Annotated in this window: 14 protein-coding genes; 10 read left to right on the plus strand and 4 right to left on the minus strand. The window is 69.1% G+C overall.

Features of this window, described 5'->3' with window-relative positions:
• Nucleotides 1–62: 62 nt before the first annotated feature.
• The 3 genes from ABTW65_RS27165 to ABTW65_RS27175 all read right to left on the minus strand — a co-directional run bounded on the left by ABTW65_RS27165 (nucleotide 63) and on the right by ABTW65_RS27175 (nucleotide 3,459).
• A complete protein-coding gene (locus ABTW65_RS27165; protein ID WP_350665995.1) occupies nucleotides 63–1,067 on the minus strand; it encodes a LacI family DNA-binding transcriptional regulator in 1,005 nt (334 codons plus the stop codon).
• A 139-nt stretch (nucleotides 1,068–1,206) separates the two neighbouring features.
• Nucleotides 1,207–2,400, minus strand: a complete 1,194-nt coding sequence (locus ABTW65_RS27170; RefSeq protein WP_350665997.1) for a glycoside hydrolase 5 family protein — start codon at nucleotides 2,398–2,400, stop codon at nucleotides 1,207–1,209.
• A 36-nt stretch (nucleotides 2,401–2,436) separates the two neighbouring features.
• Entirely contained in the window at nucleotides 2,437–3,459 is a 1,023-nt protein-coding gene (locus tag ABTW65_RS27175) for a LacI family DNA-binding transcriptional regulator (RefSeq protein WP_350665999.1), read from the minus strand.
• Between the two features lie 138 nt (nucleotides 3,460–3,597).
• Here ABTW65_RS27175 and ABTW65_RS27180 point away from each other — a divergent pair, with 138 nt between their 5' ends.
• From ABTW65_RS27180 to ABTW65_RS27215, 8 genes are all read left to right on the plus strand, one after another.
• Nucleotides 3,598–4,869 (plus strand): ABC transporter substrate-binding protein, encoded by a 1,272-nt coding sequence (locus ABTW65_RS27180; RefSeq protein ID WP_350666001.1) that lies wholly within the window; start codon nucleotides 3,598–3,600, stop codon nucleotides 4,867–4,869.
• Nucleotides 4,866–5,783, plus strand: coding sequence for a carbohydrate ABC transporter permease (locus ABTW65_RS27185; protein ID WP_350666003.1), 918 nt, complete (start codon nucleotides 4,866–4,868; stop codon nucleotides 5,781–5,783). Before ABTW65_RS27180 ends, ABTW65_RS27185 begins: the two co-directional genes overlap by 4 nt.
• Nucleotides 5,783–6,646 (plus strand): carbohydrate ABC transporter permease, encoded by an 864-nt coding sequence (locus ABTW65_RS27190; protein WP_350666005.1) that lies wholly within the window; start codon nucleotides 5,783–5,785, stop codon nucleotides 6,644–6,646. Before ABTW65_RS27185 ends, ABTW65_RS27190 begins: the two co-directional genes overlap by 1 nt.
• A complete protein-coding gene (locus ABTW65_RS27195; protein WP_350666007.1) occupies nucleotides 6,643–7,935 on the plus strand; it encodes an AGE family epimerase/isomerase in 1,293 nt (430 codons plus the stop codon). The genes ABTW65_RS27190 and ABTW65_RS27195 overlap by 4 nt, the downstream gene beginning before the upstream one ends.
• Entirely contained in the window at nucleotides 7,932–10,994 is a 3,063-nt protein-coding gene (locus ABTW65_RS27200) for a GH92 family glycosyl hydrolase (RefSeq protein ID WP_350666009.1), read from the plus strand. Before ABTW65_RS27195 ends, ABTW65_RS27200 begins: the two co-directional genes overlap by 4 nt.
• A complete protein-coding gene (locus ABTW65_RS27205) occupies nucleotides 10,994–13,954 on the plus strand; it encodes an alpha-mannosidase (protein ID WP_350666011.1) in 2,961 nt (986 codons plus the stop codon). The genes ABTW65_RS27200 and ABTW65_RS27205 overlap by 1 nt, the downstream gene beginning before the upstream one ends.
• Nucleotides 13,955–13,968: 14 nt before the next feature.
• Nucleotides 13,969–14,874, plus strand: a complete 906-nt coding sequence (locus ABTW65_RS27210; RefSeq protein ID WP_350666013.1) for an endo-beta-N-acetylglucosaminidase H — start codon at nucleotides 13,969–13,971, stop codon at nucleotides 14,872–14,874.
• A gap of 371 nt (nucleotides 14,875–15,245) precedes the next feature.
• Nucleotides 15,246–16,580: an HNH endonuclease signature motif containing protein gene (locus ABTW65_RS27215; protein ID WP_350666015.1), complete on the plus strand. Its 1,335-nt coding sequence runs from the start codon at nucleotides 15,246–15,248 to the stop codon at nucleotides 16,578–16,580.
• Here ABTW65_RS27215 and ABTW65_RS27220 read toward each other — a convergent pair.
• The gene (locus tag ABTW65_RS27220) at nucleotides 16,564–17,181 is read right to left on the minus strand and encodes a hypothetical protein (RefSeq protein WP_350666017.1); all 618 of its coding nucleotides are present in this window, start codon (nucleotides 17,179–17,181) and stop codon (nucleotides 16,564–16,566) included. The two genes, ABTW65_RS27215 and ABTW65_RS27220, sit on opposite strands and share 17 nt — an antisense overlap.
• A 104-nt stretch (nucleotides 17,182–17,285) precedes the next feature.
• On the opposite strand from ABTW65_RS27220, the gene ABTW65_RS27225 reads away from it, so the two are divergent.
• Nucleotides 17,286–18,845: a TIGR03767 family metallophosphoesterase gene (locus ABTW65_RS27225; protein WP_350666019.1), complete on the plus strand. Its 1,560-nt coding sequence runs from the start codon at nucleotides 17,286–17,288 to the stop codon at nucleotides 18,843–18,845.
• Nucleotides 18,846–18,977: 132 nt separating this feature from the next.
• Nucleotides 18,978–19,391, plus strand: a complete 414-nt coding sequence (locus ABTW65_RS27230) for a DUF3052 domain-containing protein (protein WP_008358178.1) — start codon at nucleotides 18,978–18,980, stop codon at nucleotides 19,389–19,391.
• The last annotated feature ends 9 nt before the right edge of the window (nucleotides 19,392–19,400 follow it).

Genomic DNA, 19,400 nt, shown 5'->3' on the forward strand with positions numbered 1-19,400 from the left:
GGGTTGTTGAACCGGTTCGACATTGGGCGCGACGAGGCGCTCCGTACGATCCCGGCGGTGGGTCAGCTGGTGCTGCCGCGGTCGCGGAGCACCGGGGTGACGAACCGGACGATCGGCGGTCCGGCCGTGACCGGGTCGGTGACCCGGCCGATCAGCCGGGAGACCGCCTGGCGTCCGAGCTCGTCCGCGGCCGAGTCCACGGCTGTATAGGGGAGCGAGAACTCCTCGCCGAAGTCACGCGAGTAGAGGCTGACCACGCTGAGGTCCTCGGGGACCCGAACCCCACGATCGCTCAGGATCGAGGGCAGCGCGGCGACCGTCGCGTCGTTGTGGACGATCAGGCCGGTCGCGGTCGGGTGTGCGTCGAGGATGCGGTTGACGGACTCGCCGATCGCAGGCTGGCGCGACTCGCCGTGGTAGCAGTGGATCTGGATGCCGTGTCGCGCCGCGCGCTCGACGGCCGCGTCGCGGAACCGCCAGGCGTAGGTCCCGCCGCGCTCGACCACGTGGTGCGGCGGCGCGATCAGGATCAGCTCGCGATGATCGCGTTCGTGCAGGTGGTCGACGAGCATCCTGGCCGCCTCGCCGAAGTCGAGGTCGACGAAGTCCAGGCCGGCGGTGTCGCGGGCGAGGCCGAGCAGCACGCCGGGCTTGCCGACCTTTCTCAGTGCCTCGAGGCGCGGGTCCTCGGCGGTGACGTCGAGGAGGACGATGCCGTCGACCATGCGGGAGTCCGCGATCCGGTGGATCGCGGAGGGGCCGTCGGGGTCGGTCACCATCAGGATGTCGTAGCCGAGCTCGCGAGCCCGCATGGAGATCGGCAAGACGTACTGCAGCATGGCCGGCGCGAACTCGTCCTCGTGGAACTGCAGCAGCAGCCCGAGCACCATCGTCTGCGAGGTGGCCAGTGCGCGTGCGCCGGCGTTCGGGGTGAAGCCGAGCTCGCGGATGGCCTGCTCGATCCGCTCCCGCGTCTCGGTCGAGATCGTGCGCTTGCCGGAGAGGGCGTAGGAGACGGTGCTCCGCGAGACGCCCGCGTGCCGCGCTACGTCTTGGATGGTGGCCAACTCGCTACCTGACTTTCGAACCGGTTCGACACTGGAATTGACTAGAGTGTGATGAGGATCACGCGTCGTGTCAAGGGGTCTCGACAGGGTTCGACCGTCGCCGGACGTGAGGTCACGACGGCGGGGAAGGTGGCTGAGGTCAGCGGGAGCGGGTGGGCGGGACGATCTCGACCGGGCCGTCGACCCGGGCGGCGACCCAGGCGCGGTGGAAGTCGCTGCCAGGGGCGACCTCGGCGCGGCGCTCGGGTTCGCTGGTCAGGTCGACGGGGCACTCGAGCCGCTGTCGTGGCGTGGGTGTGGGGCGAGGGCCGCTGTGCTCGGCGATCGCCTCCGCCAGTGCCTCGGCGACGGGCTTGCGGCGGTGGTCGACGGTGAAGAGACCGAGGTCGTACTCGCGATCGGGGAAGTCGACCAGCGATCGGTCCAGGTCGTGGGAGCACCACCAGGTGATGCCGTACAGGGCCGGGTTCTGGACGACGTGGTCGATCGTGCCGGTGACGAACTCGCGCACGCTGTCGGGTCCGATCTCCGGCAGGGGAGCGCCGATCTCCTGGAGCCAGACCGGGCGCCCCGGGTCGACGGCGTACGCAGCGGCCAGCTCGACCAGGTAGTCGGCATGCGTGAGCGTGGCCGGCCCCAGGGGCGCGTCGATCGCGCCGACGCCGTTGAAGACCCAGGAGTGCACGGTGCTGAGGTCGCCGAGAGTGGTGACATCGGCGGGCCCGAAGGGGTGGTCGGGCGCGTAGAAGGCATCGTCGAAGAGCGAGTGGAGGCAGAGCAGGCCGGGAGCGGCCTTGCGGGCGGTCTCGAGGAGCTCCTCGGCCCAGGAATGCGACTCGGCGATGGTGGTCGGGTTGGACGGCCACAGGTTGTTGACCTCGTTGCCGAGGGTCAGCGCGAAGACATTGTCCCGGGTGGCGACCGCGCCGGAGAGGGTGTCGACGTAGGTGCGCAGGCCGTCTCGCACCTCCGGGTGGCTGAACAGCGATCGCTGATGGTGGGTGAGCACCCAGGACGGCAGGAAGTCGAAGCTCGACAGGTGGCCCTGGACCAGGTCGACGCAGACGTCGAGCCCGCGGGTGGCGGCCAGGTCGATGGTGGTGAGCACGTCGTCGACCGCCGAGGACCGGATCAGCGAGCGGTTGGGCTGGATCCACGGCCAGACCGGGAAGATGCGTACGTGGTCGAGGCCGAGCCCGGCGAGGTCGTCGAAGTCGCGGGCGATCTGGTCGGCGTCGAAGTCGAGCCAGGAGTAGAACCAGCCGGATGAGGGCACGTGGTTGGCGCCGAAGCGCAACGGGGCAGTGGCTGAGGGCGTCGGAAGAGCTGGCACCCGCGCAATATAAACCGATTAAGTAAACAGGGGCAATCAGTGTCCGGCAGGCGGAGCCGTGCTCTCCCGCGGGACGAGCACCGGGGTGCTCGACTGATGACGGACCGTGAGACTCGGGTCGGCGATCAGCCGGAGCAGCCCGCGAGCGGCCTCGGTGGCCCAGCCCTGGGTGTCGCGGGTCAGGGCGGTCAGCGAGGGGTGGGTGAGCCGGGCGAGCAGCGAGTCGTCGAAGGAGAGGATCGAGAGGTCCTGCGGCACGCGCACGCCCATCTCCAGGGCGACCCCGAGGCCGGCCACGGCCATCACGTCGCTGTCATAGACGATTGCGGTGGGCCGCTCGCGCCGCGACAGCACCCGGCGGGTGATGACCGCTCCCTCGGAGTCGCTGTAGTCGGTCGGGATCGAGACCACCTCTGCGAGCTCGTGGCGTTCCTTGGCCTCGGTGAGCACGTCCATCCGGCGTTTGGTGTGCAGGAACTGCGGCATGCCGGCGACGTGGACGACGTGGCGGTGGCCGAGCGCGGCGAGGTAGTCGACCGCCTCGTGCATGGCCTCGCTGTCGTCGGCCCAGCTGAAGCTCAGCGATGTGTCTTCGAGCGGCCCACCGAGCACCATCACCGGGACCTCGAGTGCCTCGAGCGCCGCGAACCGGGGATCGTCGATGAGCGGGTCGAGCAGCACGAAGCCGTCGACCCGCTGCTCGGCGGTCCAGCTGCGGTAGGCGGCCATCTCGGCCTCGGGGTCCTCCACCACGAGCAGCTGCAGCGCCGTGCCGTCCTCGGCCAGGCCGGCCTGCAGGCCGGAGACGATCTGGCCGAAGAACGGCTCGAGGCCGAGCGTACGTGCGGGGCGGGGCAGGATCAGGCCGACGGCTCCGGCGCGGGAGTTGCCGAGGGACCTGGCCGCGCGATGGGGGCGCCAGTTCATCTCGTCGGCGACCGCGAGGATGCGCCGCCGGGTCTCCTCGCTGACCCCCGGCCGTCCGTTGAGCGCAAACGAGACGGCGCCCTTGGAGACGCCGGCGCGCTCTGCGATGTCCGCGATCGTGGGTCGTGCCATCGACAAGTCCTTCCTGGGACGAGGCCGGGAGCGATTGTGGCGCCCCTCACACGGATGCCTTGACGGCACACCTCGTTCGGTGAATAGTACGGCCCGAACTTAACCGCTTTATCAAAAGCTTTCAGCAAGGAGCCAAAAATGAGCGTACGCCGGTTGGTGGGGGTCGCCGCTGGGTTGGCCATGGGCATCACTGCGATGACGGGTTGCGGGGCCGGTGACGAGCCGTCCGCCGGTGACCTCGAGGGCAAGATCGAGGGCAAGGTCTCGATCCAGACCTGGGCGCTGAAGCCCAAGTTCACCGACTACGTCGAAGGCGTGATCGCCGACTTCGAGAAGGAGAACCCGGGCGTCGAGGTCACCTGGCTCGACCAGCCCGGCGACGGCTACGACCAGAAGGTGCTCACCCAGGCATCCTCCGGCGACCTTCCCGACGTCACCAACCTGCCTCCGGACTTCGCTCTTCCGCTCGCCCAGCAGGACCAGCTCCTCGACCTCGAGGAGACCGACGTCGACCTGGAGGGGACGTTCGTCGAGGGTGGACTGCAGGGCTACCAGTACGACGGCCTCGACGGCACCTACGGCTACCCGTGGTACCTCGGCACCGATGTGAACTACTGGAACAAGGACATGCTCGCCAAGAACGGGCTCGACCCGGCCAGCCTGCCTACCGACCTCGACTCGCTGATCGAGCAGGCCAGGACCCTCAAGGAGAAGTCCGGCGGCAAGGTCTACCTGATGACCCGCAAGCCCGGGCTCAACGACCTGCAGCAGGCCGACGTACCGATCTTCAACGACGAAGGCACCGAGCTCACCTTCAACACCCCTGAGGCCGTCGAGCTCGTGCAGAAGTACGCCGACGCCTATGCGGACGGGCTGCTGCCGAAGGACATCCTCACCGACACCTTCCAGGGCAACGCGGAGCTCTACAACCAGGAGAAGGCCGCTTGGACGACCGGCAGCTCCAACATCTCCGGTCTCGAGGAGGCCAACCCGGCGCTCGCCAAGGGCACCGAGATCTCGCCGGCCTTCGGCGACGGCCCGCTCTACGTCCAGGGCCTCTCGGTCAACGCCAACAGCGAGAACCTCGCCGCCGCGAACGCGCTGGCCCAGTTCGTGACCAACCCCGACAACCAGCGCGAGTTCGCCAAGCTGGCCCCGGGTGTCTACCCGAGCACCGTCGCCTCGCAGGAGGACCCCTACTTCACCGAGGACGACGGCTCCGTGGCCGCCAAGGCGAAGGTCACCGGCCTGAAGACCCTGACCACCGCCATCCCGAACAACCCGAGGGTCTCGCCGGCCATGTCGACCATCATCGACCAGCAGATCGGCCTCGCCATCAGCGGTGATGCGACGGCACAGGAAGCCCTCGACAAGGCCGTCGAGGAGTGCAACAAGCTGCTGGCGCAGTGACGGACTCCCCAGTGCCCGACTCCACCGGGATGACCAATCGGGTGCGTGAACACAAGTGGTTCACGCCCTGGTTGCTCGTCGCGCCCGCGACCCTGTGGCTGTGCGTGTTCAACCTCTATCCGGCGTTGAACACGGTCTACATGGCCTTCACGAACAAGAAGCCGCTCGGCGGAGGAGAGTTCGTCGGGCTCGCCAACTTCGAGCGGATGCTCGATGACGACCAGCTCGTCTACGCCCTGACCAACTCGGTCCTCTACATGCTGGTCTGCGTACCTCTGCTCACCATGCTGCCGCTGCTGCTGGCGGTGCTGGTGGAGAAGAAGCTGCCCGGCCTGACCTTCTTCCGGGTGGCGTTCTACACCCCGGTCGTCGCCTCGGCAGTGGTCGTCGCGCTGATCTGGAACTGGATGCTCGACGACCGGGGCGCCATCAACGCGATCCTGCAGGCGCTCAAGGTGGTCCAGGAGCCGCTGCCGTTCCTCACCGACCGCTGGTTGCTGCTGTTCAGCGCGATCAGCCTGACGGTCTGGAAGGGCCTGGGCTACTACATGATCATCTACCTCTCCGCGCTCGGGAACGTCGGCAAGGAGCTGCACGAGGCCGCCGCCGTCGACGGTGCCGGCCCAGTGCGCCGGTTCTGGAGCATCACGGTGCCCGGCGTACGCGGCACGATGCTGCTGATCACCATCTTGATCACGGTCTCCTCGCTGCGGGTCTTCTCCGAGCTCTACGTGATGACCGGCGGCACCGGCGGACCGGGAGGCCGGGTCAGCTCGGTGGTGATGCTGATCCAGATGTACTCCACCGGCTTCACCGGCCACCTCGGCTACGCCTCGGCGCTGAGCCTGCTGCTCTTCGTTCTGACCCTCGTGCCGATGGTGCTGCTGGTCCGTCTCAACAGGAAGGACGGCTGATGACCAACGACAGGAAGCAGAAGTCGTACGCCTTCCACCGGATGTCGGTGGGGGAGGTCGTGCTGCGCTACGCGCTGCTGGCGGTGGTGCTCGTCATCACGGTCCTGCCGTTCGTCTGGCAGCTGTCGACGTCGCTGAAGGGGATCGACGAGAACATCTACACCTCGACCCCGCGGTTCATCCCGGAGGACCCGACGTTCGCCAACTACACCAAGGTCGCCGAGGTCGTGCCGGTCATCGACTACGCGATGAACTCGCTCATCGTCGCGGTCCTGGTCGTGGGCGGCAACGTCCTCGGGGCCACCATGGCGGGCTACGCGCTGGCGAAGCTGCGCTTCCGCGGGAGCAGGCTGGTGCTCGGTGCGCTGCTGGCCACCCTGATCCTGCCGGGCGAGGCGACGATCATCGCCCAGTACGTCACCGTCCGATCGCTCGGGCTGACGGACACCCTGCTGGGCGTCGCGCTGCCGGGCATGATCGGGATGATCAACGTCCTGCTGATGCGGGCGGCGTTCACCGCGATCCCGGACGAGCTCGAGATGGCCGCCAAGGTCGACGGTGCCAACGCCTGGCAGCGGCTGATCCACGTCAACCTCCCCGGCGTACGCGGCATGCTCAGCGTCATCTCGATCTTCGCGTTCATCGGGGCCTGGGACGACTTCCTGTGGCCGCTGATCGTGCTGACCGACCCGGAGAACCTCACGCTGACCGTCGGCCTGCAGTATCTGTCGGGCACATTCACCAACAACCCCCGCCTGATCGCGGCAGGCACGATGATCTCGTTCGTCCCGATCGTGATCGTCTTCGCGGTGCTGCAGCGCTACTTCTTCCGCGGGGTCGAGGAAGGGGCCATCAAGGGATGACCGACCTGCAACTGACCACCGCCGAGATCGCCCGCTTCGAGGAGGAGGCTTCGCGCCTGCTGTCGTTCGCCCGGGCCTCCCGTCACGACGGCGGGGGCTTCGGGTGGCTCGACGAGCGCGGTCGGCTCTCTCCCGAGCGGCCCGTCGAGACCTGGATCACCTGCCGGATGACGCACGTCTTCGGGCTCGCGCAGCTGCGCGGTGACGCCTCGGCTGCTGCGTACGTCGACCACGGGGTCGCCGCACTGACCGGGCTGCTCCACGACGACGACAACGGCGGCTGGCACTCCGCGGTCTCCCCGGAGACCGGCGAGGTGGTGAGCACCGTGAAGGAGGGCTACGCCCACGCCTTCGTCGTGCTCGCCGCCACCACCGCGTACGCCGCCGGCCACCCCGGCGCGGAGGCGCTTCTCGACGACGCGCTGAGCCTGATGGAAGAGCGGTTCTGGCGCGAGGACGACGGCATGATCCTCGACGTCTGGAGCGCCGACTGGGCCACCTTGGACGGCTATCGCGGCGTCAACGCCAACATGCACGCCGTCGAGGCGTTCCTCGCGGTCGCCGAGGTGACCGGGCGCCGGGTGTGGCTCGAGCGTGCGCTGCGGATCCTGGAACGGGTCGTGCACGGCTTCGCGCGCGAGCACGACTGGCGGCTGCCGGAGCACTTCGACTCGTCCTGGACGGTGCGGCTGGACTACAACGTCGACGAGCCGGGCCACCCGTTCCGGCCGTACGGCGTCACCATCGGGCACCTCTTCGAGTGGGCGCGGCTGGCGCTGCACGCGCGCACGCTGCTCGGGGCATCGGCTCCTTCGGGGCTGCTCGAGGATGCCGTGTCGCTCCTCGCGGCGGCGGCCTCGCGCGGGTGGTCGGTCGACGGAGCTCCCGGCTTCGTCTACACGACCGACTTCGCCGACAAGCCGGTCGTGCGCGAGCGGATGCACTGGGTCGCTGCCGAGGCCGTCGCCGCGGCCTGGACCCTCTTCCGCGACACCGGCTCCGCCGCCGCGCTCGCGGACGTACGCCGCTGGTGGGCCTATTGCGAGGAGCATCTGGTCGACCGGGAGGGTGGTTCGTGGCATCACGAGCTCGACGCCCACAACCAGCCCTCGGCCACCGTCTGGCCGGGCAAGCCGGACGTCTACCACGCCTACCAGACCGTGATCCTGCCCCTGCTCCCTGCCGGCGCTAGTTTCGCCGGGGCAGCTGTCTCGCTGGTCGGGGCCACTTCGTTCAGACCCGGCGAGCGCCAGCGAGCCGGTGTCGAGACCAGCGGGAGGACTGCGTGAGTCACTTTCTCGGGAACGGGCCGGCCGACCCGGTCAACGCGCGTGCGGGCGTGGGGTACTCCTCGTCGCAGGCGTGGTGCTTCGAGGTGGAGCCCGGGGTCGGTGATGTGGAGGCCGAGCTTCCGCTGGAGGCGCCGATCGAGGTGGCCGACGGGGACGAGCTGCGCTTTGTGGTCTTCCCGGAGTCGGCGTCGACCGATGAGCGGCGGTGGGACTCGACGTACGTCTGTCTCGACGCGGTCCTCGATGACGGGCGGCGGCTCGGCGAGATCGGGCTGGTCGACCAGTACGGGCAGGCGCTGACTCCGGCCGCGCAGGGGGAGGGGCGTCGGGCGTGGGTGGACCAGTGGAACCTGCGGCGCGTCGCGCTGGCCGGGCTGGCCGGCCGGCGGATCGAGCGGCTCCTGGTCGTGGCCCGTGCCGCTGAGGTGCCGCTGCGGGTGTGGGTCGATGACGTCGGCGCACGCCCGGCCCGCCCGCTGCCGGCGGAGCCGCTCGACCAGGTCGACATCCGCCGCGGAACGCACTCCAGCGGCAGGTTCTCGCGTGGCAACAACGCGCCACTGGTCGGGCTGCCGCACGGGGGCGTCTTCGGGCTGCCGATGACGAACGCCGCCGCGGGCAACTGGCCCTACGCCTGGCACGCGCACAACCGCGACACGGCCGGTGGGCCGAATCGGCCGGCGATCGAGGCGTTCGCGACCTCGCACATCCCGAGCCCGTGGATGGGCGACCACGGGGTGTTCGGGGTGATGCCGAGCCCGCTCATCGAGCCCGACGACGACCGGCGCGCGCGGGCGCTGGGCTTCGACCATGCCGACGAGGAGGCCGGGCCGCACCGCTACGCGGTCGCGCTCGACGGTGGCGTCACCGCCGAGCTCGTCCCCGGCGACTTCGCGCTCGGGATGCGGTTCACCGGCGCCCGCTCGCTGGTGCTCGACCACCATGGCGAGATCCGGTCGCTGACCTGCGCCAATGATGTGTACAGCGGCAGGGAGGGCCTGATCGTCCGCGCCCTCCTCGACGACCGCGAGGGCAAGCCCGCCCAGCACATCCACCTCCGCGTCGAGGGCACCTCCCAGCTGCGTCTGGGCGGGGGCCGGCTCCGCGGCCACATCGCGCTGAACGGGGCGGGGACCGTCGACGTGCGGCTGGGCATCTCGACCGTCAGTGACGAGCAGGCGGCAGCCAACCTCGCGACCGCCGGGAGCTTCGACGAGATGGCCGAGACAGCCCGTGCAGCGTGGGAGCAGGCGCTGGCGACCGTCGAGGTCGAGGGGGCGAGCGAGGACCAGCTGGTCTCGATCCGGTCCGGGCTCTACCGGCTCTTCCTCTACCCCAACCGCTACGGCGAGGGGCCCACACACGCGCACACCTCGCCGTACGACCTGACCACGGTCAGGCACGCGCCGATGACGGTCACCCACGGCTTCTGGGACACCTACCGCACGGCCTGGCCGCTCCTCGCGCTGCTCGACCCGGCCGGCGCCGGCGAGCTGGCGGGGGGTTTCGTCGAGCACTTCCGTGACCGTGGCTGGACGCCGCGCTGGAGCGCTCCTGCCGCCGAGGACTGCATGACCGGGACCACCTTCGACACGGTCCTCGCCGACCTGGCGCTGCGGGGCGTCCCCGGGATCGACCTCGAGACCGCCTACGCCTCGGCGCTGAAGAACGCGACCGTGCCGGCCGATGACGCCCGGGTCGGGCGCAAGGGGCTGCCGCGCGCGATCTTCCGCGGGTACGTCGACACCGAGACCCACGAGGGCATGTCCTGGACGCTCGACAACGCGATCAACGACTGGGGCATCTCCCGCCTGGCCGGTGTCCTGAACGAGGACCGGGCGAATGAGGACCTGGCCGCCGAGGAGGCCTACTTCGCGCGCCGGGCGCTCGGCTACCGCAACGTCTTCGACACCTCGCGCGGCTTCTTCATCGGGAGGACCCCGGCCGGTGACTGGCGCGAAAGCTTCGACCCCGACGAGTGGGGGCACGACTACACCGAGACCAACGCCTGGGGGACCGCCTTCACCGCGCCCCACGACGGTGCCGGGCTGGCCGCGCTCCACGGCGGCGAGGACGCGCTTGGCGCGAAGCTGGACGAGCTCTTCGCGCGTCCCGAGACCGGCGCGGCATCGCTGTCGGGCCACTACGGGTTCGCGATCCACGAGATGACCGAGGCCCGGGACGTACGCATGGGGATGCTCGGCCTCTCCAACCAGCCGGCCCACCACATCCCGTTCATGTACATGTTCGCCGGGCGCCACGACGACGCCCACCGGATCGTCCGCGAGTGCCTCGGACGGCTCTTCGTCGGGTCCGACCTCGGCCAGGGGTATCCCGGCGACGAGGACAACGGCGAGATGTCGGCCTGGTACGTCTTCGCCACGATCGGCCTCTACCCGCTGGTCCCCGGCTCGGCCTCGTACGTGATCGTGCCGCCGTCGGTGCGCCGGACCGTGCTGCGGCCACGCGACGGCAAGGAGATCCTGATCGAGGCGGTCGGGAGCGGTGGCTTCATCCGCTCGGTGACGCTCGACGGCGCGCCCTGGGACGAGATCTCGATCCCGCACGCGCGCCTGGTCGACGGCGCACACCTGGTCATCGAGCTCTCCGAGGTGCCGTGCGGCTGGGCGCAGGATTCCCGGCCGCCGTCGGCCTCGCGGATCGCGCCGGGGCTGCCGGTGTCCGACGTTTCCGTCGTTGTCGCGGGCTCGTTGACCGACGACACAGGCGAGACCGCGATCGCGCTGACGGCGGGGGAGCAGGTGGAGGTCCCCCTCGTCGGCGAGCGGCGGCTCTCCCTCTACACCGTGACCTCTGCCGAGCCGGGAGATCTGGCCTGGGCGCTGGACTACCTCGATGCCGACGGTGCGACGGTGGCCCGCGAGGAGCGGGTTGCTGAGACGTACGCCTGGGCTGGTCAGACCCGGGTTTTCCGGATCAGGCGCGGCGGCCCGGTCGTGGCCGGCGCCGTACGGTTCACCGCGTTGTCCGACTGCGTGCTCACGCAGCTGGAGCTCATCGAAGACGACCTCGAGAACAGACAGGACGAGCACTGATGCACGACGACGTACATCTCACCGAAGGCCGCGTGAGCCGGGTCCTCAAGGAGCGCCTGTGGCCGGCGGTCCACACCACCGCGGCGCCCGTGAGCGTCGAGTGGCACGAGCTGCCGGGGGAGCCGATCGCTCCCGCGGAAGGGCTGGCGCTGGCGTACGAGAAGGTCGAGGTCGGCACCGACTGGGGTCCTGCCTGGGGAACGACCTGGTTCCGGATCACCGGGACCGTGCCCGCGGAGTGGGCCGGCAAGCGGGTGGAGCTGGTCTGCGATCTCGGCTTCGACGTCAACATGCCCGGCTTCCAGTGCGAGGGGCTGGTCTACACACCTGACGGCGAGCCGATCAAGAGCCTCAACCCGCGCAACCAGTGGGTGCTGGTGGCCGAGGAGGCGACCGGCGGCGAGGAGATCGAGCTCTTCCTGGAGGCCGCGGCCAACCCGGTGCTGCTCGACTATCACCCCTTCCTGCCCACCCAGGAAGGCGACATCCAGACCTCCTCGCCGAAGAAGCTCTACACGACCCGGCGGATCGAGCTGGTCGTCTTCGAGAAGGACGTCTTCGAGCTCTGCCTCGACCTGGAGACGCTCCACGAGCTGCAGGTCGAGCTGCCCGAGGGGCCGCGCAAGTTCCGCATCCTGCAGGCCATCGACGACGCCCTCGACCGGGTGGACCTGCAGCGGATCGCGGAGACGGCGGCTTCGGCCCGCTCGGCTCTCACTGGGGTCCTCGAGGCGACCTCGCACGACTCCGCCCACCAGATCTCCGCGATCGGCCACGCCCACATCGACTCCGCCTGGCTGTGGCCGGTTCGCGAGACGATCCGCAAGGTCGCCCGCACCACCTCCTCGATGACCGAGCTGCTCGGCGAGGACCCCGACTTCCGCTACGGGATGTCGAGCGCCCAGCAGTACGCCTGGCTCAAGGAACACCGTCCCGAGGTCTACGCCAAGGTCAAGGCCGCGGTCGCCGAGGGCCGGTTCATCCCGCTCGGCGGCATGTGGGTCGAGTCCGACACCACTATGCCGTCGGGGGAGTCGCTGGTGCGGCAGTTCCTCTACGGCCAGCGCTTCTTCGAGACCGAGTTCGGGATCCGCTGCCGTGGCGTCTGGCTGCCGGACTCCTTCGGCTATTCGCCGGCCCTACCGCAGCTGATGAAGCGGGCCGGCTTCGAGTGGTTCTTCACCCAGAAGATCTCCTGGAACCAGGTCAACAAGTTCCCCCATCACACCTTCGAGTGGGAGGGCATCGACGGATCTCGCATCCTGAGCCACTTCCCGCCGATGGACACCTACAACTCGCGGCTCTCCGGCGAGGAGGTCGCCAAGGCGTCGCGCCAGTTCCGCGAGAACAGGCTCGCCACCGGCTCGATCGCCCCTGTCGGCTGGGGCGACGGCGGTGGCGGCACCACCCGCGAGATGGCCGGCAAGGCCCGTCGTCTCGCGGATCTGGAGGGTTCCGCCCAGGTGTCGTGGCGCCACCCCGACGACTTCTTCGCCGAGGCTCGTGAGGAACTCGCCGAGCCGCCGGTGTGGGTCGGCGAGCTCTACCTCGAGCTCCACCGCGCCACCCTCACCTCCCAGCACCTCACCAAGCAGGGCAACCGGCGCTGCGAGCACCTGCTCGTCGAGGCCGAGCTGTGGTCGGCCACCGCCACTCTGCGCGGGCTGGCGGACTACCCCTACGACGAGCTGGACGCGCTGTGGCAGCAGATCCTGCTGCAGCAGTTCCACGACATCCTGCCCGGCACCTCGATCGCCTGGGTCCACCGCGAGGCGGCCGCCCAGTATGCCCGGGTCGCCGAGGCCGCTGCGGCGCTCATCGACCGGGCGCTCACCGCGCTCGCCGGCGAGGGCACGGTCGCCCTGCGTGCCGACGGGCGCTCGGGTGCGGTCACCGCGGCCGAGCCCGTGGCGGCGGTCTCTGTGGTCGAGCAGGGTGGGACGTACGTCTTGGACAACGGCCTCGTCCGGGTCAAGGTCTCCGCCGAAGGGCTGATCACCTCGGCGCTCGATCTGGAGACCGGGCGCGACGCGATCCCGGCCGGGGCCGAGGCCAACCTGCTCCAGCTCCACCAGGACTTCCCGAACATGTGGGACGCCTGGGACGTGGACCGGTTCTACCGCAACCGGGTCACCGACCTGCGTGACGTCACCTCCATCTCGGTGACCCCCGATGGGCTGGTCATCGAGCGGCCCATCTCCGCCGACTCCTCGACCACGCAGGTGCTGTCACTCGCTCCCGGCTCAAGGGTGCTCGACATCTCCCAGAGCACCGAGTGGCACGAGACCGAGAAGTTCCTCAAGGTCGCCTTCCCGCTCGACATCAAGGCCGAGCAGACGCTCGCCGAGACCCAGTTCGGCTACCACCGCCGCCCGACCCACACCAACACCTCCTGGGAGGCGGCGAAGTTCGAGACCTCGATGCACCGCTGGGTGCTGGCTTCGGAACCTGGGTTCGGCGTCGCGCTGGTCAACGACTCGACGTACGGCTTCGACGTCACCCGTCCTTCCGCGCTGACCACAGAGGTGCGGCTCTCGCTTCTGCGGGCCCCGCGCTTCCCCGATCCGGAGACCGACCAGGGCGTACAGACCCACCGCTACGGCCTGGTCATCGGTGCCTCCGTCGCGTCGGCGACCGAGGCCGGGGCCGCGCTCAACACGCCTGCCCGCTCTGTGTCGGGAGCCCAGCCGGTCGAGCCGCTGGTGACCGTCTCCGGCGAGGGTCTGGTGATCTCGAGCGTGAAGCTCGCCGCCGACCGCTCCGGCGACCTGGTCGTACGTGTCTACGAGTCCACCGGTGCGCGTACGCAGGGGGAGCTGCGCGTCGGAACAAGCTTCGGGCGGGTCGATGAGATCTCGCTCGTGGAGGACCCGATCGCGGAGGTGAGCGCTGACGGCGGTGTCGTCGCGCTCAGTCTCGGTGCCTTCGAGGTCCGCACCCTGAGGTTCCACCGCAACTAAAGGAGATCCGCCACATGTCAGTTCCCCACATCTCACGCAGACGCATGCTTCTCGGTGCCGGAGCGGCAGGCATCGCGGCCACCGGCCTCGGCTTGGCCTCGTCGGCGAACGCGGCGCGCCCGCTCGCGTCGCCGACGCTGATGACCGGCTATGTCGAGGTCAACAACTACAGCGTCGGCAACGTCGCCAAGTACGAGCTCGCCGGAGGCGGCAACGTCTTCGACATCGGCCTGATCTTCGCCGCCAACATCAACTACGACGGCCAGCGGGCCTACCTCTACAACAACCCGCAGGTGCAGGCGCAGCTCGACGCCGCGGACGTGCACATCCGCCCGGCCCAGGCCAAGGGCATCAAGATCCTGCTCTCGGTGCTCGGCAACCACCAGGGCGCCGGCTTCGCCAACTTCCCCGACCGTGCCGCCGCCGAGGCGTTCGCCGACCAGCTCGCCGAGGTGGTGAACCGCTACGGACTCGACGGGATCGATTTCGACGACGAGTGGTCCAACTACGGCGCCAACGGCACCGGCCAGCCCAACGACTTCTCCTTCGTCTACCTGCTCCAGGCGCTGCGCTCGCGGCTTCCGGACAAGCTGATCACGCTCTACTTCATCGGCCCCACCGCCGAGCGGCTCTCGTACGGCGGGGTCAACGCCGGGGACCTGCTCGACTACGCCTGGAACCCCTACTACGGCACCTGGGGCGTCCCCGACGTACCCGGCCTCGGCAAGCCCTCGCTGGCGCCCGCGGCCATCAACATCCAGGGCACCTCCTCCTCGACCGCCGCCAGCCTCGCCTCCCGCACCGTCTCCCAGGGCTACGGCGTCTTCAACACCTACAACCTCGGCTCCGCCGACGCGAGCGCCTACCTCTCCACCGTCACCCGCAACCTGTACGGCAAAGCGACCGTCTACACCGGCTGACCTGGGCGCGTCGGTTTCCTCCAGGGTTGGCGGCTCCGCGCTGCCGCATTCTTGGCCGCCGACCCTTTTGGGAGGGTCTTCTCGATTGTCCCCGGAGTAAAGGACGGCCTTCGGCCGCCGGCTTCGCCGGCCGCTTCGCGGTCCTTGACACCGGGGACAATCGAGAAAAACTTGGCTGGCTATCGGGTCGGCGGCCAGCCCTGTCGGGCTTCGGTTTGGGTTGGGTGCCGGCGCCCGCCGGCGCTGGTTGGTGGCTTCTTCGTCGGTTGACGTATCTGCGCCATTCCAGGGACTGGGAATGGCGTCAATGTGCCATCTGACCTGGGGAAATACGGTTCTCAGGTGCACTGTGCTCTGGTAAAATATGGGTCATGGAAGCACTCCTCGACCCGGGCGACACGACAGGCAGTTTGCTGGCTGCGGTGCGTACGTCTCGGGCGATCGCGGAGCAGGCTGATCGGGATGTGTTGATCGCTGCCGCCAGGTTCGCGGCGCTGCATTCGGTCGACTCGCTTGAGGAGTCTGCGCGGCTGGATGCGGATACGTTCGGGGACCGGATGCTGCCCCTGGCCGGCCCCGGGGCGCCGCTAGTGTCGGAGGCCGCGGCGGTGGAGTTCGCGGCTGTGTGGGGCCGATCGACCCAGGCGGGCAAGAAGTTCCTCGGGGACGCGGTCGAGCTGCGCTACCGGCTCAGGCATGTCTGGGCGCGGATCCTGGACGGGTCGCTGTTGGTGTGGCGGGCTCGACGGATCGCTGACCTGACCCGGCACCTCGATGCCGAGGCTGTGGCCTGGGTCGACAAGCAGGTCGGTCCTCATGCTCACAAGATGGGTCCGGTCCAGTTGGAGCGCGAGGTCACTCAGGCGGCCGCGCTGTTCGAACCCGACCTCGCCGCTGCGATCGCCGAAACTGACGCGGTCGAACATCGCTCGGTGACCATCACGACCAACCAGACGACCCCCTTCGTCGGCGCAGGTGCCGAACAAGGACAGGCGGTCCTGGCGCTGGGCTATGTCGACGCGGTCCTCGACGCTGCGGACGCGCTGGATCTGGAGCAGGCCATTGCCGCGATCGCGCACGGTCTCCTCGACCAGGACGGCTACGCCGATGCAAGCCTGGACGTACGACGGGCCGCGGCGCTCGGGGTGCTCGGGCGGGCCTACAACTCAGGTTCCCTCGACGGCGTCCCCGGAGCGGCCCGGGTGGTCGAGCTGGTCATCCACACCGACACACGCGAACTAGCCGGAACCGGCCTGGTGGGTCTCAGAAACACTCGTGGTCTGGCCAGCATCGAACGCCTCGAGCAGTGGGCCACCACCCCCGGCACGGTCGTCAAGCCGATCATCGTGGTCGACCTCGCCGAAGCCATCGAGGCCGCCGGCTATGTCCCGACCGCCCGGCAGCGGCGTCAGGCCGCACTGATCCACCAGAAGTGCTCCTTCCCCTACTGCCAGGCGCGCGCTGAGCACTGCGACCTTGACCATCGAGTCGCCCACGCCGACGGCGGTCCGACCAGCAGCCACAACCTCACTCCGCTGTGCCGACAACACCATCGGATGAAGACCCACTACGGCTGGCGCTACCACCGGATCCGAGCAGGCACCTACCGATGGCGCAGCCCCCATGGCTACGAGTACGTCGTCAGCCCAGTCGGCACGATCGATGTGAGCAACGACCTCGCTCCACCACTCACGCTTGCCGCGTGATCTGGTCGAGCGCACGGATCGCGGGATACGTGTTGATGTGCGGGAAGTCGGTCCGGTAGTACTCCGACCAATAGCTCGTCGCGCGCGCTCGTGTGAGCGCGATGAAAGCCGGGTTGGACCCAGCGAAGTGCTGGAGCCCACGGGCCACGTTCGGATAGGTCATCGCCCCGTCAGCCAGGAACTCCTCGATGTCGATGCAGATCTCGACGACGTACTCGCCGAGCAGTTGCACGACGAAGGGCGCGCACCAGTCCATATCCGCGCTCAACGCGAGGCCGAGGGCGCGCTGTCGGGTTCGTCCGTCGGGGTGCCGGGTATAGATGCAGCCCGCAGCTGCTCGGCTCGGCGGTGTGAGGCGCTCGAACGCGCCTGCTGGAAAGACGTTGTAGATCCGGTTCGGAATCTCGAGATGCTCGCCGTGAATCGTGACCTCGGGCCACTCGGCGTTGTTGGTCTCTTGGATCAGGCCCGGGGACGAGAACTCGGCTGGTGGAACCAGGTCGACGGCGTGATGAGCGGCCGAAAGTGCAACCGAGGGGAAGGCACGGAGCAACTGGGATCGCAGCTGTTCCCCTCGATCTGGTTCCGCCCGGTCGATCACACGGACATTCTCTACCCGGTCGGGACCGCGGAGACCTGGCGCCTGGGAGTATCGTTCGCCCCCGGACCGCGGCGGCCGGTCCTGAGGGAGAAGAGGCGGCTTAGATGGGTGTCACGAGCGAGAGCGGTCGGATCGTCGCGGGTGGCCGGAAGGGCAACTACGTACGTCTGGCCGAAGGCCCGCAGGAGCGCCACGTCTCGCGCACCGATCTGGCCCGGAGGCCTGAGGAGCTGGGCGACCCGGTGCTGACCGTCGCGCACCTGTCCGACATGCACATCTGCGACCACCAGTCGCCGGCTCGGGTCGAGGTCCTGGACCGGCTCATGGACCCCGACGCGACGACCCGCGAGCTGATCGACGAGATCGGGACGTACCGGGCCCAGGAGCTGCTGACCGCGCAGGTCGGCGCGGCGATGGTCGAGGCGGTCAACGAGATCACCGAGGGCCCCATCGGCGGTGGCCCGCTCGACCTGGCGATCGCGACCGGCGACAACACCGACAACGGGCAGTACAACGAGCTCGACTGGTATCTGACGCTGCTCGACGGCGGCCGGCTGACTCCCGACTCCGGCGACATGCTGCACTACGAGGGCGTCGCCGACCTGCCCGACAAGCGCTTCTGGCACCCCCAGGGCGAGACGTACGACATGCGCCGAGGGGACCACGGCTTCCCGCTCGTCCCAGGGCTGCTCAAGGCCGTGCGCAAGGCGATCGACTCACCCGGGTTGGAGGTGCCGTGGCTGGCCGTCAACGGCAACCACGACGGGCTGCTGCAGGGCACCGTGCCGGGCACCTCCGCCATCGGTGAGATCGCGGTCGGCGATCTGAAGGCGATCGCCATGCCCGAGCACTGGACCGACGAGGCCAAGGCGAAGCTCATCGCCGGGCTGATCTCCGGTGACCCGGTGGCGCTCGGGATGCTGGCCGAGCTCGAGCCGTACGAGGTGACTCCCGACCGGCGCCGTCGGCAGACCACGCTGCAGGAGTTCGTCGACTCCCACGTGCACGACGAGGCGAAGCCGCCGGGCCACGGCTTCCACGCGGGCGGAAATCCGTACTACCGCTACGACGTCAACGACGAGGTCACCTTCGTCGTCCTCGACACGGTCAACCCGGCCGGCGGCTTCCAGGGGTCGATCGACGCCGAGCAGCTGGACTGGCTCGACGCGGTGCTCGCCTCCACCGACTACGACGAGCGGCTCGCGGTGATCGCCAGCCACCACGACGTGGCCTCGCTGGTCAACGACATGGGCGGCGCCGGCGGCAAGCGGCGGGTGCTCAGCGACGAGGTCGAGCAGACCGTCTCACGCCATGAGAGCGCCGTGCTCTGGCTCAACGGGCACACGCATCGTACGTCGGTGAAGCCTCGCGGCTCCTGGTGGGAGGTCACCGCTCCGTCTCTGATCGACTGGCCGCAGCAGGGCCGGATCGTGGAGCTCATCTCCGACGGGGACGTGCTCACCATCGCCACCACGATGCTCGACCACGCCGGTCCGGCGCGCTGGAGCGGGTCGATCGAGGAGGTCGGCCATCTCGCCTCGCTCTCTCGTGAGCTGTCCGCCAACGACTGGCAGGGACCGAAGATCCGCCTCGCCGAGCACCCGTCAGCAGGGACGGCGCAGGATCGCAACGTACTGCTCCATCTGCTCGATCCGAGGGCCTGAGGGGCGTCCGACACGCCGTTATCTAGCGAATGACAGGCGAGTGGGGTTGCGTGGACCAGCGTTCTCCGCTGGACTACCACCAACCAAGTTCATGCAAGCGGCGTGGACATCAAGCTTTTGGAGGAACGACACGTGAGCTCGACCGCAGCCACAGGGCCTGCGGACCGGCTGGGCCTCAAGTCCGGCATGGTCATCCAGGAACTGGGCTGGGACAACGATACTGATGACGAGCTGCGGGTCGCCATCGAAGATTCCGTCGACGCGGACCTGGTCGACGGCGACTACGGCAACGTGGTCGACGCCGTGCTGCTGTGGTGGCGCGACGACGACGGCGACCTCGTCGACGGTCTCGTCGACGCGCTGACCGACCTTGTCGGAGGTGGCGTCATCTGGTTGCTGACGCCGAAGGTGGGCCGCCCTGGTGCGGTCGACCCGGCCGACATCGCCGAGGCCGCGCCGATCGCCGGACTGTCCCAGACCACCACCGCATCTGTGAGCAAGGACTGGGCCGCGACGCGTCTGCTGGCGCCGAAGACTCCGGTCTGATGCCGGCGA

Source organism: Nocardioides sp. NPDC127503, from assembly GCF_040302165.1.
Lineage (GTDB): Bacteria > Actinomycetota > Actinomycetes > Propionibacteriales > Nocardioidaceae > Nocardioides.